General features: G+C 65.2%; 21 protein-coding genes, 1 pseudogene and 1 riboswitch. Of the genes and pseudogenes, 14 read left to right on the top strand and 8 right to left on the bottom strand.

Annotated features, from left to right (window positions below; translation table 11 throughout):
• Window positions 1–64: 64 nt before the first annotated feature.
• Both ACZYZF_RS07270 and clpB read right to left on the bottom strand, forming a co-directional pair.
• On the bottom strand, window positions 65–1,387 hold the full coding sequence (locus ACZYZF_RS07270) for an alpha/beta hydrolase domain-containing protein (protein WP_463835157.1): 1,323 nt from the start codon (window positions 1,385–1,387) through the stop codon (window positions 65–67).
• A gap of 86 nt (window positions 1,388–1,473) precedes the next feature.
• A complete protein-coding gene (clpB, locus tag ACZYZF_RS07265) occupies window positions 1,474–4,020 on the bottom strand; it encodes an ATP-dependent chaperone ClpB (RefSeq protein ID WP_463835045.1) in 2,547 nt (848 codons plus the stop codon).
• A gap of 109 nt (window positions 4,021–4,129) precedes the next feature.
• On the opposite strand from clpB, the gene ACZYZF_RS07260 reads away from it, so the two are divergent.
• The 9 genes and pseudogenes from ACZYZF_RS07260 to ACZYZF_RS07220 all read left to right on the top strand — a co-directional run bounded on the left by ACZYZF_RS07260 (window position 4,130) and on the right by ACZYZF_RS07220 (window position 10,396).
• The gene (locus tag ACZYZF_RS07260; protein WP_463835044.1) at window positions 4,130–5,311 is read left to right on the top strand and encodes a macrolide family glycosyltransferase; all 1,182 of its coding nucleotides are present in this window, start codon (window positions 4,130–4,132) and stop codon (window positions 5,309–5,311) included.
• Between the two features lie 67 nt (window positions 5,312–5,378).
• Window positions 5,379–6,047, top strand: a complete 669-nt coding sequence (locus ACZYZF_RS07255) for a GAP family protein (RefSeq protein WP_463835043.1) — start codon at window positions 5,379–5,381, stop codon at window positions 6,045–6,047.
• A gap of 37 nt (window positions 6,048–6,084) precedes the next feature.
• Entirely contained in the window at window positions 6,085–6,708 is a 624-nt protein-coding gene (locus tag ACZYZF_RS07250) for a CYTH domain-containing protein (protein WP_463742857.1), read from the top strand.
• A gap of 52 nt (window positions 6,709–6,760) precedes the next feature.
• A pseudogene (locus ACZYZF_RS07245) lies at window positions 6,761–6,880 on the top strand (DUF2510 domain-containing protein); the annotation flags it as partial.
• Complete coding sequence (locus ACZYZF_RS07240; protein ID WP_463835042.1) at window positions 6,881–7,609, top strand: DUF2510 domain-containing protein; 729 nt, start codon at window positions 6,881–6,883, stop codon at window positions 7,607–7,609. It abuts the pseudogene before it with no gap.
• Between the two features lie 89 nt (window positions 7,610–7,698).
• On the top strand, window positions 7,699–8,016 hold the full coding sequence (locus tag ACZYZF_RS07235; RefSeq protein ID WP_463742859.1) for an ESX-1 secretion-associated protein: 318 nt from the start codon (window positions 7,699–7,701) through the stop codon (window positions 8,014–8,016).
• A gap of 100 nt (window positions 8,017–8,116) precedes the next feature.
• Entirely contained in the window at window positions 8,117–8,704 is a 588-nt protein-coding gene (locus tag ACZYZF_RS07230; protein ID WP_463742860.1) for a hypothetical protein, read from the top strand.
• A gap of 25 nt (window positions 8,705–8,729) precedes the next feature.
• On the top strand, window positions 8,730–9,527 hold the full coding sequence (locus ACZYZF_RS07225; protein ID WP_463742861.1) for a DUF2510 domain-containing protein: 798 nt from the start codon (window positions 8,730–8,732) through the stop codon (window positions 9,525–9,527).
• 149 nt (window positions 9,528–9,676) lie between these two features.
• The gene (locus ACZYZF_RS07220) at window positions 9,677–10,396 is read left to right on the top strand and encodes an EspA/EspE family type VII secretion system effector (protein WP_463742862.1); all 720 of its coding nucleotides are present in this window, start codon (window positions 9,677–9,679) and stop codon (window positions 10,394–10,396) included.
• An 11-nt stretch (window positions 10,397–10,407) separates the two neighbouring features.
• Here ACZYZF_RS07220 and ACZYZF_RS07215 read toward each other — a convergent pair whose 3' ends face one another.
• Window positions 10,408–11,037, bottom strand: coding sequence for a TetR/AcrR family transcriptional regulator (locus ACZYZF_RS07215; protein WP_463835041.1), 630 nt, complete (start codon window positions 11,035–11,037; stop codon window positions 10,408–10,410).
• 101 nt (window positions 11,038–11,138) lie between these two features.
• On the opposite strand from ACZYZF_RS07215, the gene ACZYZF_RS07210 reads away from it, so the two are divergent.
• Genes ACZYZF_RS07210 through ACZYZF_RS07200 form a run of 3 tightly spaced genes read left to right on the top strand, consistent with a single transcriptional unit; the run spans window position 11,139 to window position 14,247 of the window.
• Window positions 11,139–12,173: an ABC transporter permease gene (locus tag ACZYZF_RS07210; protein ID WP_463835039.1), complete on the top strand. Its 1,035-nt coding sequence runs from the start codon at window positions 11,139–11,141 to the stop codon at window positions 12,171–12,173.
• Window positions 12,160–13,326 carry an FAD-binding oxidoreductase gene (locus ACZYZF_RS07205; RefSeq protein ID WP_463835038.1) on the top strand — a complete coding sequence of 389 codons (1,167 nt, stop codon included), beginning with the start codon at window positions 12,160–12,162 and terminating at the stop codon, window positions 13,324–13,326. Before ACZYZF_RS07210 ends, ACZYZF_RS07205 begins: the two co-directional genes overlap by 14 nt.
• A gap of 18 nt (window positions 13,327–13,344) precedes the next feature.
• Window positions 13,345–14,247 (top strand): aldose 1-epimerase, encoded by a 903-nt coding sequence (locus tag ACZYZF_RS07200; RefSeq protein ID WP_463835036.1) that lies wholly within the window; start codon window positions 13,345–13,347, stop codon window positions 14,245–14,247.
• Between the two features lie 67 nt (window positions 14,248–14,314).
• Here ACZYZF_RS07200 and ACZYZF_RS07195 read toward each other — a convergent pair whose 3' ends face one another.
• The 5 genes from ACZYZF_RS07195 to ACZYZF_RS07175 all read right to left on the bottom strand — a co-directional run bounded on the left by ACZYZF_RS07195 (window position 14,315) and on the right by ACZYZF_RS07175 (window position 19,957).
• Complete coding sequence (locus tag ACZYZF_RS07195; RefSeq protein ID WP_463742867.1) at window positions 14,315–14,704, bottom strand: heat shock protein transcriptional repressor HspR; 390 nt, start codon at window positions 14,702–14,704, stop codon at window positions 14,315–14,317.
• Complete coding sequence (gene dnaJ / locus ACZYZF_RS07190; RefSeq protein ID WP_463742868.1) at window positions 14,701–15,867, bottom strand: molecular chaperone DnaJ; 1,167 nt, start codon at window positions 15,865–15,867, stop codon at window positions 14,701–14,703. Before dnaJ ends, ACZYZF_RS07195 begins: the two co-directional genes overlap by 4 nt.
• 37 nt (window positions 15,868–15,904) lie before the next feature.
• A complete protein-coding gene (gene grpE / locus ACZYZF_RS07185; protein ID WP_463835035.1) occupies window positions 15,905–16,546 on the bottom strand; it encodes a nucleotide exchange factor GrpE in 642 nt (213 codons plus the stop codon).
• A complete protein-coding gene (dnaK, locus tag ACZYZF_RS07180) occupies window positions 16,543–18,402 on the bottom strand; it encodes a molecular chaperone DnaK (RefSeq protein ID WP_463835034.1) in 1,860 nt (619 codons plus the stop codon). The genes grpE and dnaK overlap by 4 nt, the downstream gene beginning before the upstream one ends.
• A 157-nt stretch (window positions 18,403–18,559) precedes the next feature.
• Entirely contained in the window at window positions 18,560–19,957 is a 1,398-nt protein-coding gene (locus ACZYZF_RS07175; RefSeq protein ID WP_463835032.1) for an L-serine ammonia-lyase, read from the bottom strand.
• Window positions 19,958–20,010: 53 nt separating this feature from the next.
• A riboswitch (glycine riboswitch) is annotated at window positions 20,011–20,111 on the bottom strand.
• A gap of 277 nt (window positions 20,112–20,388) precedes the next feature.
• Here ACZYZF_RS07175 and ACZYZF_RS07170 point away from each other — a divergent pair.
• Together ACZYZF_RS07170 and ACZYZF_RS07165 are read left to right on the top strand one after the other, a co-directional pair.
• A complete protein-coding gene (locus ACZYZF_RS07170) occupies window positions 20,389–21,234 on the top strand; it encodes an oxidoreductase (RefSeq protein WP_463835031.1) in 846 nt (281 codons plus the stop codon).
• Window positions 21,218–21,844: a TetR/AcrR family transcriptional regulator gene (locus ACZYZF_RS07165; RefSeq protein ID WP_463742873.1), complete on the top strand. Its 627-nt coding sequence runs from the start codon at window positions 21,218–21,220 to the stop codon at window positions 21,842–21,844. The genes ACZYZF_RS07170 and ACZYZF_RS07165 overlap by 17 nt, the downstream gene beginning before the upstream one ends.
• Window positions 21,845–21,885: the final 41 nt, after the last annotated feature.

Below are 21,885 nucleotides of genomic sequence, written 5' to 3'. Positions count from 1 at the left end.
GCAGACATAAACTGCCCAATTCCACTTGCAAAAGGGCAGGTTTACGTCTGCTCGGCGGAAAAATTCAGCCGGGAAACATCACCGCGGCGAGCTCCAGGATTTCTGAACGATCTTGCGGCAGCAGGAATCCTGCTTCGACAGCCGCGTCCAATGACTCGGTGAACCGGGCCAGATACTCGGCCGGGCCGCCGGGGTACAGCGCCCGCAGCGTGCCGGAGTCGAACGGTTCCCCCGATCCGAAGAGAAACGACATGGGGCTCTCGTTGGCGGCGAGCCCCGACGTGCGGGCCGTCGGCACGTCGACCCATGGCGTGCGAACTCCGCCCTTGGCAAGGCCGTTCGCGTCGAGCACCAGCTGGTCGCCGTCCGATAGTTCTATCGGCGCGGCCACTGGCGCCTGCTCACCTGTGCGCACCCAATTGTCAAGCGCATCAACCGCAGCCTGCAGGACGTAGTGGTGTTGCGGGGCGAAATTGATGAAGTACGACAGCTTCGTTCCCATCAGCTCGTCGATGGGCGCGTAGGCCGCCGCGAGTTGTTCGGCCGGGACGGCTCCGCTGTCGATGAACCCGACACGGATCGTGTAGTTGTCGGCGTGCGCACTGCCGGGCAGCTCCCACGCCCGGAACAGCGCGCCATCCGGCCGTCGAGCTCGGTGATACCCGGGCAGATGCCCATCGACCACATCAGTTTCGGTGAGCACTGTGAGGACCGGGACCCGGAGGTGGTCCCGGAACGGTACGGGGTCCGACGCACGTATCGCGCTGGTTCCGTCGAGGGGAGCGGCCGGGCCGAACCGTGAGTGGACGAGGAAGCCATCGAAGACTGAGACGACGGGATCGACATCGTTGACATAAGTGGTCAGGAACATCGCTGATTGCGACTCCCCGACCGCGAGAACGGTTTCTGGTTCGAGACCGTCGATGGTGCCATCGCGCACAAGGCGCCCGACCTGGGTGAAGATGTCGTAGGCAAATGCGTCACCCGGGTGGTGCAGGATCGAATAACGTTCGGGGTCTTGCGCCTTCAGAGACATGTTGGCGCCGACAAGACTGTCCCCGCCTTCCACGCCGACCTGTTGTGCCGACACCGCCACATATGCGTAACCCGACCGCGCGATTTCACGGTGCGCCATGAACCACACGGCAGGAGCGTCGATACCGCCGCTGACGTTGAGCCACTCCACGAGGATGGTGCCGTTGAACTTGGCTTCGTCAGTCGGTCGAACAACCACGATGCGCGTCGTGTAATCCGCCGAACCCTCCGGCGCATACGACCGAGCCGTCCCCGAGACGAAGAACTCCTCGGCGCGGTAACCCAGGGTGTCCAGGTCGTAGGAGCCGAGGAGCAGTTTGGGCTTGCCGGGGAGCGGCGTGACGGAGGGGATCACCCGTTCATCTCAGCGCGAGCAGACGCAAATGTCCCCCAGAACCGCGATTCTGGGGGACATTCGCGTCTTTTCGGCGGGCTAAATCAGCCCAGGACCAGGCCTTCTCCGTCGGGGGTGACGTTGACCGGCACCACGTCGCCGTCGTGCACCTCGCCGGCCAGCAGCATCTTGGCCAACTGGTCGCCGATGGCCTGCTGCACCAGGCGGCGCAGCGGGCGGGCACCGTAGAGCGGGTCGAAACCACGCTCGGCCAACCATGTCTTGGCGGGCAGCGACACCTCTAGGGTGAGCCTGCGCTGCGACAGCCGCTTCTGCAGCTGCTGCAACTGGATGTCGACGATCGACACGAGCTCCTCGGGATTCAGTGCGTCGAACAGGATCACGTCGTCGAGCCGGTTGATGAACTCCGGCTTGAACGCCGCCCGCACCGCCGCCATCACCTGCTCCTCGGTGCCACCGGCACCCAGGTTGGAAGTCAGGATCAGGATCGTGTTGCGGAAGTCGACCGTCCGGCCCTGACCGTCGGTCAACCGGCCCTCGTCGAGCACCTGCAGCAGCACGTCGAACACGTCCGGGTGTGCCTTTTCGATCTCGTCGAACAGCACCACCGTGTACGGACGCCGCCGTACCGCCTCGGTCAGCTGACCGCCCTGGTCGTAGCCGATGTATCCGGGAGGTGCACCGACCAGCCGAGCCACCGAGTGCTTCTCGCCGTACTCACTCATGTCGATGCGGACCATGGCACGCTCGTCGTCGAACAGGAACTCCGCCAACGCTTTTGCCAGCTCGGTCTTACCGACGCCGGTCGGGCCCAGGAACATGAATGAACCTGTCGGCCGGTTGGGATCGGCCACCCCGGCCCGGGTGCGTCGCACCGCATCCGACACTGCGGTCACCGCGGCTTTCTGACCGATGACGCGCTTGCCGAGCTCCTCCTCCATCCGCAGCAGCTTGGCGCTCTCGCCTTCGAGCATCCGGCCGGCCGGAATACCGGTCCACGCCTCGACCACCTCGGCGATGTCGTCGGGGCCGACCTCTTCTTTGAGCATCACATTCTCGCGAGCCTCGGCCACCGGCAGCGCGGCGTCGAGCTTCTTCTCGACCTCGGGAATGCGGCCGTAGCGCAGCTCGGAAGCCTTGGCCAGGTCACCGTCGCGCTCGGCCCGGTCGGCCTCGCCACGCAGCGTGTCCAACTGCTCCTTGAGCTCGCGGACGATGTCGATGGCGCCCTTCTCGTTCTGCCACCTGGTCGTCAGCTCGGCCAGCTTCTCCTTGTAATCAGCCAACTCGGCGCGCAGCTTCTCCAGCCGTTCCTTGGAGGCGTCGTCTTCCTCCTTCTGCAGCGCCATCTCCTCGATCTCGAGGCGACGGACGAGCCGCTCGACCTCGTCGATTTCGACGGGCCGGGAGTCGATCTCCATACGCAGCCGGGATCCGGCCTCGTCGACCAGGTCGATCGCCTTGTCCGGCAGGAACCGCGAGGTGATGTAGCGATCCGAGAGGGTTGCGGCGGCCACCAGCGCGGAGTCGGTGATGCGGACACCGTGGTGCACCTCGTAGCGGTCCTTGAGTCCGCGCAGGATGCCGACGGTGTCCTCGACGGACGGCTCGCCGACCAGCACCTGCTGGAACCGGCGCTCCAGCGCGGCGTCCTTCTCGATGTACTTGCGGTACTCGTCGAGCGTGGTGGCACCGACCAGACGCAGCTCGCCACGGGCGAGCATGGGCTTGATCATGTTGCCCGCGTCCATCGCGGACTCACCGGTGGCACCGGCGCCGACGATGGTGTGCAGCTCATCGATGAACGTGATGACCTGGCCCGCCGAATTCTTGATGTCGTCGAGGACGGCCTTGAGGCGTTCCTCGAATTCGCCGCGGTACTTCGCGCCGGCCACCATGGACCCGAGGTCCAAGGAGATGACGGTCTTGTCCCGCAGGCTTTCCGGAACGTCGCCGGCCACGATGCGCTGGGCCAGGCCCTCGACGATCGCGGTCTTTCCCACGCCGGGCTCACCGATGAGCACGGGGTTGTTCTTGGTACGACGACTCAGCACCTGTACGACGCGACGAATCTCGTTGTCGCGCCCGATAACCGGGTCGAGCTTGCCTTCGCGGGCGGCGGCGGTCAGGTCGGTGGAGTACTTCTCCAGCGCCTGGTAGCTGCCCTCCGGATCAGGGCTGGTGACGCGGGCACTACCGCGCACCTTGGTGAAGGCCTCGCGAAGCGCCTCGGGTGAGGCACCGTGTCCGGTCAGCAGTTTGGCAACTTCGGAGTCGCCGGTGGCCAGGCCGACCATCAGATGTTCGGTGGAGACGTACTCGTCGTCCATCTCGGTGGCCAGGCCCTGGGCCGTGGTGATCGCAGCGAGCGATTCCCGGCTCAGCTGGGGTTGGCTGCTGGCGCCGCTGGCGCTGGGCAGTTGGTCGAGCAGTCGTTGCGCCCCTGCGCGAATCGTCGCGGGGTCCACGCCGACGGCCTCGAGCAGTGGTGCGGCAATGCCCTCGTTCTGAGTGAGCAGTGCCATCAAAAGATGGGCGGGCCGGATCTCCGGATTGCCGGCGGAACTGGCCGCCTGCAACGCTGAGGTCAGCGCCGCCTGAGTCTTGGTCGTCGGGTTGAACGAGTCCACGACACCTCCCTTTTTCGATAAAGAAAATGCTTGTCGCGATGTACAACGTAGTCAAGGTTGAGTCTGTTCCGCTCAACTTTAGAAATTTTCGGCGGGCAGACTCAGCGACGTGCACATCGCCGTCATCGCCGCATCCGCTCCCAGCCATATGTACCCACATTTGGCGGTCGTCCACGAGTTGGCACGCCGCGGTCATCGGGTGAGTTACCTGGTCGGTGGCCACCTGAGCTGGCTGGTCCGCCCGACCGGCGCCGACGTCGTGGAGTGCACGTCCGTACTCCCGGGGGCACCCGGCGCACCGGAATCGTTCGACGACTCCGACCCGGCGGCCGGCATGCGGATGTTCCTCGACGAGGCCATCCACGTATTGCCCCAGGTTCACGCCGCCCTCGATGACGACCGGCCCGACCTCGTGCTCTACGACATCGGCGGCATGGCCGGTCCGGTGGCGGCGGAGCAATGGGGTGTGCCGTCAGCTCAGCTTTCCCCGAGCGAGGTGGCCTGGGAGGGCTACCACGACGACATGGCCGAGACACTCGGTCCCATCCTCGGCAGCCCCAGCGGGCTGGCCTACCGCCAGGCGTTCGATGACTGGCTGACCGATTCGCGATCAGGGTTGACGTTCGATGACGTGATCGGGGCGCCTCGCCGCTGCCTGGTGCTGATCCCCCGGGCCATGCAACGGAACGCCGACCGGGTCGGTGACCGCTACCGGTTCGTGGGGCCGTGCATCGATCCACGTCGCGAAGATCCCCGCGACTGGACCCCGCCCGACGGCGACGGCCCGCTGGCCCTCCTGGCCTTCGGCACCGCCTACACCGACCGAGCCGACGTGTACCGCAACGTGATCGAAGCACTCGACGGACAGGACTGGCGCCTGGTGCTGGCCACGGGACGCGCCGACGTCGACGGCTTGGGCGCGGTCCCGCCGTGGGTCCAGCTGCGCAAGACCGTCCCCCAGCCCGCGGTGCTGCGGCGGGCCGACTGCTTCATCACCCACGCCGGCATGGGCTCGTGCACCGAGGGTCTGTGGTTCGGGGTGCCGATGGTGGCGATCCCGCAAGCCGTCGATCAGCCCGCCAATGCCGCCCGCCTGGAGACCATCGGCGTCGGCCGACACCTCGTCGACCATCTCCCCGATGCCGCCCAGATCCGCGACGCGGTGCTCGACGTCGCCGCCGATCAGCGGATCCGAGCGAACCTCGACACCATCAGCGACGAGGTCCATACCCACGGCGGCCCGGCACACGCCGCCGATGCGGTCGAGGACGTTGCGACCGGGCGTTGGTGAGCACTTACCTCCAGGGCGACTCGATGCTTGCTAGGTTTTGCTCGGGCACTGCGTCGAGAGGGCGGCCATGACGGAAAGTTGGGGTTCGGTTCTTGCCGAACTCATCCCGTTGGCGTTGGTGGTGGCTCTGTCACCCTTGTCGATCATTCCGGCGGTGCTGGTGCTGCACACCCCGCGCCCCCGGCCGACCGGCCTGGCGTTCCTCGCCGGCTGGTTGCTCGGTCTCGCGGCGCTGACCGCAATATTCGTCGGCGTCTCGGGCCTGCTCGGCGGGCTCGACAAACCCCCGGCGTGGGCGTCGTGGCTGCGCATCGTGGTGGGCGCCGCGCTGATCGTCTTCGGTGCCTACCGTTTTCTCACCCGGGCCAAGTCAGAACACATGCCGGGTTGGATGGCCGGCCTGAGCAAGCTCACCCCCGCCCGGGCGGGCGCCGCCGGGGTAGGGCTCACGGTGGTGAACCCCAAGGTGCTGTTCATCTCCGCGGCAGCCGGATTGGCCATCGGCAGCTCCGGCCTCGGCCAGCCCGGCGTCTGGGCAGCCGGGCTCTACTACGTGCTGGCAGCGGGATCGACCGTGGCGCTGCCGATCCTCGCGTACGCGGCGTCCGGCGACCGTTTGGACCCGGCGCTCACCCGGCTCAAGGAATGGATGGAGCGCAACCATGCCATCTTGGTCGCCGCGATTCTTGTGGTGATCGGCCTGCTCGTGCTCTACAAGGGAATTCACGCGTTATAGGCGACGCATTCGGCGCAGATCGGGCTACGGTGTGCGCATGTCCGAATCCGGTTTCGGTGATTTCGAATTCGAGCGGAAGTTCTTTGTCCGCGAATTGCCCGCAGTGGCAGCATCGGATCCCGCACCAGCCCTGATCGTCCAGGCCTACCTTTTCGCGTCCGACGGATACGCGGTGCGCGTACGCGTGCAGGGGCCGGCACCCGCCGAATTGGATGCGACTCCCGCCGAACTCGTAGCGACACTGGGGGATGAATCGCTCGGGACCATGACCGCCAAAGGTCCCGCCATCGGGGGAACCCGCTACGAAGCCGAACGCGAGCTCGATCCATTGATCGCGGCACAGATCGTCGGTCGGTCCGAACACGTCGTCGCGAAGGTTCGCTATTCGATGTGGCTCGGCGAGGATGGCTGGATCATCGACCAGTTCCTCGGCCGGAACGCACCGCTACTGCTTTCCGAAGTCGAGCGCGGCGGGCCAGTGGTCGATCTCGCCATTCCCTCTTTCTGCGTTTCCGAGGTGTCCGAGGACGACCGGTTCCGCAATGAATACCTGGCACACAAGCCATTTGGTACCTGGGCTGACGAGTACCGGGGCGAACTCGAGCGCCGGGGGCCGTCTTTCGTCGAGACCTTGGGCCAGAATCAGTTCGAAGGCAGCTGAGCGACGGGCCTGCTCCGTCTGCGGCAGATCCTGGCAGACATGAAGGGCACGAATCATCGACAACGAAGTTCCACAAGCCGGGCCGGCCGGCTGGTTTACCGATCCTTGGAGTCCCCAGCAACTGCGCTACTTTGACGGCCAAAAATGGACCAGCCACACCGCTCCTGCCCCGGTGGCCGCCGCCGACTATGCCTGGGACACCGGTTACCCGTTCGGGGAGCGGGTTCTGATCCTTCGCGCCATCGCGACCCCAAATGACGCCAGCATCACGTGCGGGGTAGAGAACGTGCGCGGCGAGCAGATCGGGTTTATTCAACCGCGAGCGAGCATTCCGTGGACTACCCGCGCGACCGCTGACCTGCATTTCGTCATGGTTCGTCCTGACGGAGCACCGTTGCTGTACTTGACGCGTTACGGAGGCTACAGCGGACATGTCATCCAAGTGCATGATGCCGCTGGACACGACTTCGGCTGTTTGCGTCAAGCGGGCTCACGCTGGCGGGTTCTCCGCCTGACAATGGCGTTGGAGTTCAACGGACAGCGTCTTGGGCAGTCCGACATCGCCACCAGCGTTCTGCAGATGAACAAGAAGGTCCACGAACCCATCTACGATGCGGCTGACGCGGTGCTCGGCCACGTCGATCGTCGATGTCTGCCGAACTTCGGATCACGCAACCCGCACTACGACTACACCCTCGACTGCTCGGCGCCAACACCACATCCACTCCCTGCGCTGATGCTGGCTACCGCCTTCGCGCACTACATGTATGACCGAATCCAGATGGGCGGCCCACTCGGCGCTGGGGGCCGCACTGGCCGCAATCAAACAACCAAGCGGCGGACGACTACAGGTGGCCGCGTACCGAAATTGGTGCGACGAGGTGCCTCAGCGCGCTGTTAGGGTCTCCTCCAAGACGGGAGTGAATGCCTGCAGATGTGGCACTGGGACCGCGGTCGCCACCAACTGCGAACACGCACAAGGAGAAAAGCATGTCCGGCGAACTGCGCGTGATTACCTCACACGTGCTCGAACTTGCGCAAATGCAGGCCACCGCCGCGGAACAGATTCTCGCGGCGGCCACAGCGTCGCATGGTGTCAGCACGTCCATGGTGGTAAATCACGGCGTCATCTGCTCAACATCCAACGCGGCCGTCGCAGCGGCAGAAGCAGCACGCGCTGCCGCCTGCGCCGGTTTGAACTCCGTCTCGACCAGCCTGTCGAGCAGGCTGGGGGTGGCAGCGTCACGTTACGACCAGTCCGATGCACAAGGGGCTGGCAAACTCGGTAAAGAGATGCATCCACGCTGAGACCACTACCAGCCGGCAACTTCGTCAGCGGTAACGTACGGATCAAAGCCATTTGTCTCGGCTCGCGCCGGCCGCCGATCAGAATCGGGACTTCAGATACGTGACCACACACGATCCGGACGATGAGTTCTTCCACTCCGACGACACGGGTTTGGACGCGCTCGACTTCGACACACCACCCCAACCCGACGATGGCGGGTCGGGAATTGACGCACTGCCGGACTACTCCGTAGGTGAAATCGACGAGGGAACCAGCCTCGATGGTGTCGATGACTTCACCAGCACTGACGTCGAAGACGATGAGGACGACGTTTTCGGCGCGGTCGAGGCCGACGCGGCTACCGCGGACGAGGCACAGGGCCCCGTGGTCCAGGCGATCAACCCGCCGGGCACCGTCTCGGTGACGGCCTACCTCGGCGGGTCGGTCGCCCAGGTCGATCTGGATCCAAAGGTAACCACCTTGACCGAATCCCAACTGGCTGAAGAGATCCGGTTCGTGGCAGGCGTGGCGGCCAAGAAAGCTACGGCTGCCGTGCACGTCGGCGTGGTGAACATGCTCGTCGAGCAGGGCATGGATCTGCGCGACGCGCGGGATTTCGTGGAGACCAACATGCCGTTCGCCACACCGGAACAGGCCCACGAGGCCGACGTCGCGCTCATCGCACGCCACACCGAGCGCGAAGACTGACCGAGGGGCGACCATCAGCGAAAGCGTGCCACCACCGCCGCAGGCGGGATGGTTTACCGACCCTTGGAACACTCAGCAGATCCGGTACTTCGACGGCAGGCAGTGGTCAGCCCACGTAGCATCTGGTCCGCCGATGCAACCGCCGACCGCGGCCAAGGTCCCTGCCCCGCCGCTGACTTCAGGCGGGTACCCGTTCGGGGAGCCCACTCTGTTCCTCCAACCAATCCGCGGTGGGGCGGGCTCCGATATCCGTTGCTCGATTACGAACCCGCGTGGGCAAATACTCGCGTTGATCCAACTACTGAAAGCACCCCCCTGGGGGGCTGAGGCAATCAGCGAACTCGTATTCGAGGTCGTTCGGCCCGACGGAACACAACTGCTGCAGTTCGTCCGATCCGTTGGATTCCGGGGTCATGGCAAACATGGTCTGCACGTTCACGACCCCGACGGCCGTGAACTCGGTTGCCTTCGGCAGACCAGCTCGTATTGGCAATTCTTCCGAACCCCAAAAATTTCGTTCGAGCTCGAGTATCAGGGCCAATCGCTAGGCGCCACCAAAATACGTTCCTACATCCCCAAGTTCACCAAGTTGGAACTCGACGAACCGATTTACGACACCACTACAGAGATCGGACGGGTACATAGTCAACGGAACCAATCCAAGCTCGAAGCCATGTTCATGTACGCGACTTTCGATTACCGGCTCGACTGTGCGCATCCCACGTCCCCACCAATGCCTACGCTGCTGCTGGCCACCACTTTTGCACACTTTCTGTATGACCATCTCGATTCGCTAGCGCCGTTCTCGCGGTGGGCCCGATGAGAGTGCCGTCAGTCTAGACACCAACCGTCAGTGCATTCAGGGTTGCCCCAGAGAACGCCAAAGCCGCGTTTTGAACACCCAAAATTGGTGCATAGCAACATGTTGGCGTGCTGTTAGGCTCACCCCAGCGAAGGAAGGACCAGACAAGAATGAGCTTTTGGGATGCCGCGGAGAAGGTCAGCAAGACTCTCGGCAAGAGCGACGAGTTGAGCGATCTCGGGGATGCCAACACTCTGTGGTCCACGAAGTCTCATAACGATGCCGGGGACAAGCTCGGGCTGGGTTCCGACGCAATTGGGCTCGTGCAGATGCTCATCGGGAAGTCTGTCGCAACTCCCATCATCAACGTCGGCCTGTTGGGCATCCAGGGTATGACTCTCACTTGCGGAATCGGCAATCCGGATACTGGCGACAGGTTCGGGCAGGGCGCAGAGCAGTTGGGCCAAGTCCATGACACCCTGGAATCGGCGAAGCCGACATCCGGGTGGCAAGGCGACGCCTCGCAGGCCTACACGGGTCAAGACGCTAAACAGCAGGACCGCGCACGCTCGATTGCGGAAGCCGACAAGGCCATGGCAGCAATCGTGAGCAAACAGGCGAGTCAAGTCGATCAGACGCGCTCGTTCCTCGGCACATGCGCGACCGTCCTCGGCTATGCGATCCTGCCCGCCATGATTGCGAAGGTCTCCGGTCCGCAAGGTCCTGCCGTCGCATTGGCAATTGAGGTCGGGGCTGTCGCCGGCTCAGTACCTCTTGCTGCCGGACAGATGTCGGTTATGTCCGCCAAGTCAGCAGCCAATGCTGTCGAGGTAGGGAAGGTCGTCGGACAATACACCAAGGTGGCATCAAGCGCGACGTTCGGCCAGTAGGAACCGACCACCTACAACTCCGGCAATCCCAACTCTGCCGCATCCGCGGTGAGGTAGCGGGTCACCGTCGGCGCGAGCAACCGCACGATGTCTTCGCCGGCGAGCGTCGCCAACGGCGGTACCTCCATCACGTAGCGCAGCATCGCGGTACCGACCAGGCTCGATGCGGCGAGCATCGCCCGGAGCCGGGCCTGCTCGCCGCCACCCAGTACACCTGATACCGCGGCGAGCACGTAATCCTGCATGAACGTCCGAAATGCCACGTGCGCATCGGAATTCGATGTCGCGGACTGCAGCATGACCCGCATACTCGCTGCGGTGTCAGGGGCCTCCCACATCTTCAGATAGACGCGGACCATGCGCTCGCCGATGTCGCCGTCTGGCCCTTCCAGGGCGGCCACCAGCACGTCGGGATCGAGGATCAGCCGAAGGGACTCCCGGAACAGGTCGGCCTTCGACCCGAACAGGTACAGCACCATCGACGCGTCGACGTGCGCATCCGACGCGATCCCGCGCAGCGTCGTCTTTTCGTAGCCCTCGGCCGCGAAGCGCTGCTTGGCTGCAGCCAGCACTGCGTCCCGAGACACCGGGTCACCCTGGCGGCGGCCTCGGCGCGGAGCGGTTTTGCCAGGTGAAGCCATACGTCGACATTATCATTTCAACGTCTATTGAAATATCGCCCCCGCAAGGCTTACCCTCATCTCAACCGATTATTTCAACAGTTGATGAAAAGAGGGAGACGATGCTCTCGCTACCGACACCCACGCCGGTCCATCACGCAGCACCCGAGCACGAGCCGCCCGCAGCATTGCGTGCGGCGGGCATCGTGGCCGTATTGACCATCGCGATCGCGATCGTGGCCATCGCCTTCGCCCTGCCGGCGTCGCGTTCCAAGCCTCACGACATCCCGATCGGCGCCGCCGGCCCCCAGGTCGCCACGAGCCAGATCGCCGAGCGCCTCGAACAGCAGGCACCCGGCGCGTTCAAGGTCACCTACTACCCCGGCGAGAACACCCTGCGTGAGGCGATACTCGACCGAAACGTGTACGGCGGCATCGCATTCGGCCCGCAAGGCCCCACCCTGCTGACCGCCACCGGCGGCAGCCCGGCCGTCGCGCAGCTGCTCACCCAGATCGGTGACGGCATCGCCACACACTCCGGCGTGACCCTGCACACCGAGGACCTCGCCCCGCTCAGCAGTCAGGATCCACGCGGCACCGGAGTGGCTGCCGCTGCCCTGCCGATCACGCTGGCCGGGATGCTGCCCGCCGCCGCGCTGGTGCTTTTGCTGCGGCGTGAGGTGTGGACCCGCCTGACCGCCACCATCGTGTTCTCCGCGGTCGCCGGCGTCACGGTGGCGGCCCTGCTCCAATACGTGCTCGGCTCGATCGACTCGAATCTCTGGGGAGTGGCTGCCGGCCTGACGCTCGGAATCGCGGCGGCCGGCCTGGTCGTACTCGGGCTGGGCTCGTTGTTCGGCAAAGTCGGCCTGGCGGTGGGTGCCGCGCTGGCGCTGCTGTTGGGCAACCCGCTGTCCGGACTGACAGCCGCACCGGAGATGCTGCCGTCAGGCTGGGGCCAGCTCGGCCAACTGCTACCCCAGGGAGCGACCGCCACCCTGCTGCGGTCCGCTGCCTACTTCGGCGGTGCCGGCGCCGACACCGCCATCATCGTGCTCAGTTGCTGGGCGATCGTCGGGCTGATGTTGGTGATCAGCGCCGCTTTGCGGCGGCCCGGGCGTACCGCGCCTAAGATGCAGCTCCGTGGGACTCGATGACCGCGACGCGTTGCAGACACTGCAGAACGCCGTCGACCCGGAGCAGGGCGCGGCGCCACTGATCCGCGATTTCTACACCCGGTGGTTCGCCACCGACCTCTCCGCCCGCGATCTGTTCCCCCCCGACATGGACCACCAGCGCGATGTCTTCGCGCGCGCCCTGACCTGGCTGTTCGGGGAGCTGATCGCCCAGCGCGCCGAGGAGCCGGTGGCGTTCCTGGCCCAGCTCGGCAGAGACCACCGCAAATACGGTGTGACGCAGGGGCATTACGACTCGATGCATGATGCGCTGTACAACGCGCTGCATGACCACCTCGAGTCCGACTGGGATGACAGCCTGGCCGAAGCCACCCGCGATGCCGTGGCCCTGATCATCGGCGTGATGCGCGGCGCAGCCGACGCCGAGGAAGCCCCGGCCTACTGCGACGGCACCGTCATCGAACACCACCGGGTCACCCGCGACGTCTCGGTGATCCGACTGCAGCTCGACGAGGCGCTGTTCTACCACCCCGGTCAGTACGTCACCGTCCAGGTGCCCCAATGGCCGCGACGGTGGCGCTACCTGAGCCCGGCCATTCCCTCCGACCGCTCCGGGGCCATCGAGTTCCACGTCCGGTCCGTCCCCGGCGGCATGGTGAGCACCGCGGTCGTCGCCGAGACCAAGATCGGGGACCGTTGGCGGCTGTCCAGCCCACACGGCGGCCTGCACGTCGACCGCGACGGCGAAGATGTGCTGATGGTGGCCGGCAGCACGGGCCTGGCCCCGCTGCGCAACATCATCATGGACATGACGTTGCACGGTGAGAATCCTCGCGTGCACCTGTTCTTCGGTGGCCGCTATCCGTGCGACCTGTACGACCTGAAAACGCTGTGGCACATCGCCTCGACCAACCCGTGGCTTTCGGTGACCCCGGTGTCGGAGTACAGCACCGATCCCCCGTGGGCCGGCCAGTACCCCGACGTCCGGCCCCCGCGAGGGCTACACGTGCGCCAGACCGGCACGCTCGCAGAAGTGGTGACGAAATTCGGCAATTGGGGCGATCGGCAGATCCTCGTCTGCGGCGGACCCGACATGGTGACCGCCACCAAGGCCGCCCTGGTCGAGCGTGGCGCCCCCGCCGACCGCATTCAGCACGACCCGCTGACGCGCTGAGAGTGCCAGACTGGCGCCATGTCCGAGGTTCAACCAGTCACCCTGTCTGACCCGTCGTCGTCGGTGACGGCCACGTATGTTCCCGACGCGGGGATGATCTGTACGTCATTGGCCGACGGCGGCGTCGAATACCTCGGCCAGCGGCGCGGGTTGCAGGCCTATTTGACCGACGGCAAGACGATGGGCATTCCGATCCTCTACCCGTGGGCAAACCGGTTGGGCGCCAACCAATACCGGGTCGAGGACGCGGTGGTGGATGTGACCCCCGGGGCGAACGGGGTGCGTGGCGACGCGCACGGGGCGCCGATCCACGGTGTGCTCGCCGCCAACCCGGACTGGCAGGTGAGCACACGGTCCGAGAACACGGTCGTGGCATCGCTGGACTGGGATACCGACCGACGGCTGATCGCGACGTTCCCGTTCCCCCACCGCCTCACGATGGCCGTGACGCTCGCCGACCGGACCCTCACTGTGTCCACCACCGTGACGCCAACCGCCCAGCAACACGTCCCGCTGTGCTATGGCTACCACCCCTACGTGACGATTCCCGGTGTGCCGCGCGAGGATTGGCATTTGCAGACCCCATCGATGCGACATCTGCTCGTGGATGACCGGGGCCTTCCCACCGAAGCATCCGAGCGGTGGCCGGCCGGGATGAGACGTCTGGGCAGCACCGAGCTGGATGACGGATTCGACGACGTCGACGAAGGTGCGGTGTTCACCCTGACCGGCGGGGCGCAGCGGGTGGAGGTCAATTTCGACCGGGGCTATCGCGCTGCGCAACTCTTCGCGCCGCTCAGCGACAGCGTGGTGGGCATCGAGCCGATGGCCGCACCGACCGACGCGCTACGCCGCGGAAATTACAAAATGGCCGCCCCCGGAAGTCCGGAGACGGCCACCTTTTCGATCAGGATCGGCTGAAGCCAACCTCGCTACTGCGAATGTCGCCGCCGAGCGGCTCTACGGCCTATGTCGCCGACGAGCGGCTCTACGGCCTATGTCGCCGCCGAGCGGCTCCGGGCTGCCACAGGACCACAGCTTTGGACGCCACCGACACCTCATGGCGCTGGTTGGCACTGAGTTGTTCGACCTGTTGGGTCAACTCGGACAGCCGGGTCCGCAGTGCATCAACCTGATTGGTCAGTTCGATGATGCGCTTGATACCGGCCAGGTTGACGCCCTCGTCCTGCGACAGCCGCTGCACCTCGCGGAGCAGGTCGACGTCGCGCTCGGAGTATCGGCGCCCGCCACCGGAACTGCGCTGCGGGCTGACCAGCCCGAGCCGGTCGTATGTACGCAGAGTCTGCGCGTGCATACCGGCCAGCTCGGCGGCCACCGAGATCAAGAACGTGTGAGCTTCCTCTTTCCGCTGGCTCATATGTTGCCTGCCCATCCGGCCCGCGGATCGAAACCACTGGCCCGTTCGGCTTTCGCATACGTCTCCAGCGCCTCTGCCGCTTCACCTTCCAGGTTCGGCGGCACTGCGACCTTCACCGTGACCAGCAGGTCACCGTGGCCGCCGGAGCGCTTGGGTACCCCGCGCCCGCGCACCCGCAGGATCCGGCCGTCGGAGGTGCCCTTGGGCACCCGAACACCGACCTTGCCGTCCAGGGTGGGTACGGAAAGCGTTGTCCCCAGAGCCAATTCATGGAAGCTGACCGGAACACTGACGGTCAGGTCGTCGCCGTCACGTCCGAACACCTTGTCGGGCCGCACGTGCACGGTGACATAGAGGTCACCCGAGGGTGCACCTCGTAGCCCGGCCTCACCCTGGCCGGCCAGCCGGATGCGCTGACCGTCCTCGACACCCGGAGGGATCCGCACGTTGATCGTGCGGGTCCGGGTGGTGACGCCGGTGCCCTGACATTCGGCACACGGGTGCTCGATGATCGAACCGCTGCCCCGGCATTCGGTGCAGGGCTCGGAGAACCCGAACGCCCCCTGGTTGCGGTTGACCACCCCAGAGCCGTTGCAGTTCGGGCACACCTTGGGGCTGGTTCCCGGTCGCGCACCACTGCCGTGGCAGTTGGTACACGGTGCCGGGCTGGTCAGCCGCAGCGGCATGGCCACGCCCTTGGTGGCTTCCAAGAAGGACAGCTCGGTTTCGGTTTCCAGGTCGTTACCCCGGCGGGGCCGGCTCGGGCGTGGTTGCCCACCGCGCCCGAACAGCCCGCCGAAGAGGTCACCGATGTTGGCGCCGCCACTCTGCCCGGCAGCGTCGAACAGGTCTCCCAGGTTGAATTCGGCCCCATCGGAACCGAATCCACCACTGAAGTTCCCGCCGGTGTTGAACCTACGGCCACCGCCGGCGAACAACCGACGGGTCTCGTCATACTCCTTGCGCTTCGCGGGGTCCGACAGAACACTGTTCGCCTCGGAAACCGCCTTGAACCGCTCGGCCGCTCCCGCATCGGGATTACGGTCGGGATGCAGCTCGGAGGCCAGTTTCCGGTAGGCCTTCTTGATCTCGTCGGCGCTGGCGTCAGAGGAGACGCCGAGTTCCTTATAGAAGTCCTTCTCGACCCACTCGCGTTGGGCCATGCGTCACCTCCTTACCTCTTCTCTCTAGTCGGAATATCTAATTGTCTGATTCTGCGGCCTGATCGCCGGCGGCGTCAGCGTTATCCGCTGTCCCCGACGGGGAATCAGCCCCGGCTTCGTCCTCGGGCACCGTGTCGACCACACCGACGAGGGCGTGTCTGACCACCTGGTCACCGATCCGGTAGCCCCGGCGCATCACGGTCCCCACGACGGGGTGGGTGCCCTCGCCCTCGTGCTGCACGGCTTCGTGCAGTGACGGGTCGAACTCGTCGCCCTCGGCGCCGAACCCGGAAAGACCCTGCCCCTCAAGGGCACCGACGAGCTTGTCGGCAACCGACTTGAGCGGCCCGGATTCCAGGTCACCGTGGCTACGGGCCCGGTCCAAATCGTCGAGCACACCCAGTAACTGGGTGATGACGGTGGTCTTGGCCCGGTCTGCGGTGACCTGCTGATCGCGCAGTGACCGCTTGCGGTAGTTGTCGTATTCGGCCTTCACGCGTTGCAGCGTGGCCTTGAGCTCGGCAACCTCGTCGCTGTCGTTCGCCGGCGCACCGGCATCGGAGGCGGCGGGCGCCGACCCACCAGGGGCCGGCGCCTGCTCACGAACCTCACCGGTGTCGGGATCGATGCGCCGTTTGTCGGTGATGGTCACCGGCTCGTGCGAATCGTTCTCGGTCACTTGGTCTCCTGATCATCGTCGACAACCTCGGCGTCCACCACGTTGTCGTCCGCGGCACTCGAGGAGCCTCCACCGTCAGCACCCGAGGCCTGCTCGGCCTGGGTGGCCTCGTAGATCGCCTGACCCAGCCCCTGCGACTCGACGCCGAGCTTCTCCATGGCGTCCTTGATCGCGGAGATGTCGGAGCCTTCCAGCGCCGACTTCGCCTCGGCGATCGCGCCGTCGACCTTGGTCAGCGTCTCCTCGGGAACCTTGGAGCCACCCTCGGCCTCACGCTGTTCCTTGACGAACTTCTCCGTCTGGTAAACCAGCGACTCGGCCTGGTTGCGGACGTCGGCCTCTTCGCGACGCTTCTTGTCCTCGTCGGCGTGCGCCTCGGCATCCTTGATCATCCGGTCGATCTCTTCCTTGGACAGGCCGGAGCCTTCCTGGATCTTGATCGTGTTTTCCTTGCCGGTGCCCTTGTCCTTGGCCGTGACGTGCACGATGCCGTTGGCGTCGATGTCGAAGGTGACCTCGATCTGCGGCACGCCGCGGGGGGCCGGCGGGATACCGGTCAGCTCGAAGGAGCCGAGCAGCTTGTTGTGCGCAGCGATTTCACGCTCACCCTGGAAGACCTGGATTTGCACCGACGGCTGGTTGTCGTCAGCGGTGGTGAAGGTCTCCGACCGCTTGGTCGGGATGGTGGTGTTGCGCTCGATCAGCTTGGTCATCACGCCACCCTTGGTTTCGATACCGAGGGACAGCGGGGTGACGTCAAGCAGCAGAACGTCTTTCACCTCGCCCTTGAGCACGCCGGCCTGCAGCGCAGCGCCCACTGCGACGACCTCGTCGGGGTTGACGCCCTTGTTGGGCTCCTTGCCGCCGGTCATTTCCTTGACCAGGTCGGTGACGGCGGGCATACGAGTCGAGCCACCCACCAGCACCACGTGGTCGATCTCGCCGACCGAGATGCCGGCGTCCTTGATCACGGACTGGAACGGCTGACGGGTGCGGTCCAGCAGATCCTGCGTGATCTTCTGGAACTCGGCGCGGGTCAGCTGCTCGTCGAGGAACAGCGGGTTCTTGTCGGCGTCGACGGTGATGTAGGGCAGGTTGATCGAGGTGCTCTGCGAGGAGCTGAGTTCGATCTTGGCCTTCTCGGCGGCTTCACGCAGCCGCTGCATGGCCATCTTGTCCTTGGTCAGGTCGATGCCACTGGTGGCCTTGAACTTGTCGACCAGCCATTCGACGATCCGGTCGTCCCAGTCGTCTCCACCGAGGTGGTTGTCGCCGGAGGTGGCACGGACCTCGACGACACCGTCGCCGATCTCCAGCAGCGAGACGTCGAACGTGCCGCCACCGAGGTCGAAGACCAGGATGGTCTGTTCCTTGCTGCCCTTGTCCAGGCCGTAGGCCAGGGCGGCCGCAGTCGGCTCGTTGACGATGCGCAGCACGTTCATGCCGGCGATCTGTCCGGCTTCCTTCGTGGCCTGACGCTGAGCGTCGTTGAAGTACGCCGGCACGGTGATGACCGCGTCGGTGATGTCCTCACCGAGGTAGGCCTCGGCATCGCGCTTGAGCTTCATCAGCACACGCGCGCTGATCTCCTGCGCTGTGTAGTTCTTGCCGTCGATCTCGACGGTCCAATCGGTGCCCATATGGCGCTTGACCGAACGGATGGTCCTGTCGACGTTGGTGACTGCCTGGTTCTTGGCGGGCTGGCCGACCAGCACCTCACCGTTACGCGCGAACGCGACGACGGACGGGGTGGTCCGGGAGCCCTCAGAGTTTGCGACGACGACGGGGTCGCCGCCTTCCAGGACCGCCACGCATGAGTTGGTGGTCCCGAGGTCGATACCGACCGCACGAGCCATGGTGTTGCCTCCTGATAGAGATATAGGGTCTGAGCGGACTGCGCTCAAGCTTGCTCCGGGCGAGCATAGATTGTCAACCCAGACTTGAGTCACCCTCACTCAACTTGCTGTCGAAGACGTCAACGGCGTTTTCGGCGGATTTGTTCCCGGGTGGCGCTCAGCATTCGACGACGTTGACGGCGACGTTGACCGCCAGCCCACCCATGGACGTCTCCTTGTACTTGGCACTCATGTCCATTCCGGTGGCGCGCATCGTCTCGATCACCTGATCCAGGCTCACCCGGTGGGTGCCGTCGCCCCGCAGTGCCATGCGGGCCGCGTTGATCGCCTTACCCGCCGAGATGGCATTGCGTTCGATGCACGGGATCTGCACCAGGCCGCCGATCGGATCACAGGTCAGGCCGAGGCTGTGTTCCATGGCGATCTCGGCGGCGTTCTCGACCTGTTGCGGTGTGCCGCCCAGGATTTCGGCCAGACCTCCGGCAGCCATGGATGCCGCGGAGCCGACCTCACCTTGACACCCGACCTCAGCCCCCGAAATCGAGGCTCGCTCCTTGTACAGCGAACCGATGGCACCGGCGGTGAGAAGGAAGCGCACGGTCGCGTCGTCCGGATCCGCGAATCCTGCCGGGGTGTAGCGCAACGCATAGTGCAGGACCGCCGGAATGATCCCGGCCGCACCGTTGGTGGGCGCAGTCACGATCCGGCCGCCCGATGCGTTCTCCTCATTGACCGCGAGCGCGACCAGGTTCACCCAGTCCTCGGCGAAGGCCGGATCACGCTGCGGGTCTTCGGCATTGAGCCGGACGTACCAGTCCTTGGCGCGACGGCGGACCATCAGGTTGCCCGGCAGGTAGCCGTCCCTGGACATCCCGTTGGCCTGACACGAGTCCATGACCTCACGGATGCGCAGGAGACGGTCCCGCACCTCGGCTTCGCTTCGGGCCATGCATTCGTGGCGCATCATCGCCTGGCTCACCGACAGTCCGTCGCGCTCGGTCAGGGCGAGCAACTCGGCGGCGGTGTGGAAGGACCCGTCGGCGTCGCGTTCCGTCTCGCAGCGGTCCGCCTCGGATTCGGCGACCTCGGATTCGGAGACGACGAAACCGCCGCCGACCGAGAAGTAGGTCTCGCGGTGGACCGTGTCACCACCGGACGAGAGCGCCGTCAATGTCATCGCGTTCGGGTGCTGGGCGAGCCGGCGGCCCGGGTGCAGGTGCATGTCGGGTTCGGTCAGCGCGATGGCGGTCCGGCCCGCCAACAGGATCGTGCCCTGGCTGCGAATGGTCGCAAGGCGCCGTTCCATCTCGTCGGTCTCGATCGTCTCGGGCCGGTAACCCTCCAGACCCAGCAGAATCGCCTGCATCGTGCCGTGCCCGGCACCCGTCGCCGCCAGCGAGCCGAACAGGTCCACCGTGACCTCGGCGACCTGCTCGACCACATCGCGACCGACGAGTTCGTCGACGAACAAACCGGCTGCCCGCATCGGGCCGACCGTGTGTGAGCTCGACGGACCGATCCCGATCGAGAACAGATCGAACACACTGACCGCCATGAGATGACTCCAATTTCGGGCATCGCGGCTACGCGATGCATCGTGTGGTGACACCTCCCCGCTCTGTCCTGAAACCTGAGAGCTTCGGCGCATGGCGCCGTTTCCCCTTCGGTAAGCGCGGCGGATACGCACGCTGTTCTCCAGAGTTGCCTCGGCACTGCGGTATTGGGCCTGAGAGATTCCCGGAGAGGACTTGCACCTACGGCACCTCCGGACTCGGAGGTTCTCCCACAATGCGTCATCGACGTTTTGAATTGTGTAACGGATGCTACTCCCGGCCATGAGCGGCGCCTGTCGATCTGACTGGGTGCATTTTCCTGCGATCTGGATCCTTTGGAATACCTGCGCCCGGCGCGCGGTTACACCGTCCGTCCAACAAAACTAAACTGATCGTACAGTTCAGTTAGACACCGGAACAGGTGGTCAAAAACATGAGCGTTTGGTTCATCACCGGAGCATCCCGCGGATTCGGACTGCAGATCGCCCTCGACGCATTGGAGCGCGGTCATCAAGTAGTAGCGACCGCACGCGACGCGGCTGCCGTCACCGCAGCCCTCGGAGAGAACGACAGCGTGCTCGCAGTGGCCCTGGATGTCACCAACGAGGAGCAGGCGCAACAGGCGGCAAAGGCCGCCGTGGATCGTTTCGGCCGCATCGACGTCCTGATCAACAACGCGGGGCGCGGGCTGCTGGGCGCTGTCGAGGAGGCCACCGACGCCGAGGTACGGGCCGTCTACGAAACCAACGTGTTCGGGCTACTGACCGTCACCCGCGCGGTCATGCCGGTGCTGCGGGCACAACGGTCGGGCACCATCGTCAACATCTCCTCGGTCGGCGGATTCGTCGGCTCGCCGGGCTGGGGTGTGTATGCGTCCACCAAGTTCGCAGTCGAGGCCATCTCTGAGGCCCTCAACGCCGAACTGAAGCCGCTCGGCGTGCACGCCATGGTGGTCGAGCCCGGCTACTTCCGGACCGACTTCCTCGACTCTTCGAGCCTGCAGACCCAGCGCCACGTCATCGACGACTACGCCGACGGTCCCGCCGGACAGATGCGCGCCGCCGCCTCCGACCGCAACCACGATCAGCCGGGCGATCCGGTGAAGGCGGCCAGGGCCATCATCGATGTCGTCGAATCCGCACAGCCGCCGCTGCGTCTACTGCTGGGCAACGACACCATCGCGGCAGTCGAGGCCAAGATCGCCTATGTTCAAGCTGAGCTGGCCCAGTGGCGAAGTGTCTCGGAATCAACAGATTTCGACGATGTCGCCCAGGTCTGACGCGCCGACCGTCGGGACGGGCGATTTCGTCCGCCCCACCGGCGCGCGCAGCGACCGGATCCACGAGGCCATCCTGGTCGCGACTGCCGAACTGCTCGACGCGGGCGGATTTCCGGCAGCCACGATGGACGCGATCGCAGCGCGGTCCGGCGCCAGCAAGGCCACCCTCTACAAACACTGGCCATCGCGGACCGCCGTCGCGGCCGAGGCATTCGGAACCATGATGGCCGAAGCGCTGCCGTTACCCGACACCGGTAGCACTGCAGGGGATCTCACCGAGCAGATGGTTCGGGTCTCGGCGTTCTACGCGAGTTCGCGCGGTGACGTGTTCGCCCAATTGCTCGCCGCCTGCGTCGAGGATGCAACGGGCGCAACGTATTTCCGCGAGTACTTCCTGAGCGGCCGGCGTGCGGCCATCACCGAGTTGTGGCGGCGCGGGGTGGACCGCGGCAATGCAGACGCAGGTACCGCGATCGACGATGTGATCGACATTCTGTTCGGTCCGCTCATCTTCCGTCGGATGACCGGCCACTACTCGCTGACCGAGGAGCATGCCCGGCAACTGGCCGCGACCGCGTTGCGCGGATTGCTCCCCAACACCACCTCCTAGCTCACAAACCCCACCAACCACCTGCGACTTCGGCACCTCAC

This window comes from Mycobacterium sp. IDUB_24, assembly GCF_055419385.1.
This window is presented reverse-complemented; position numbering and strand designations above follow the sequence as displayed.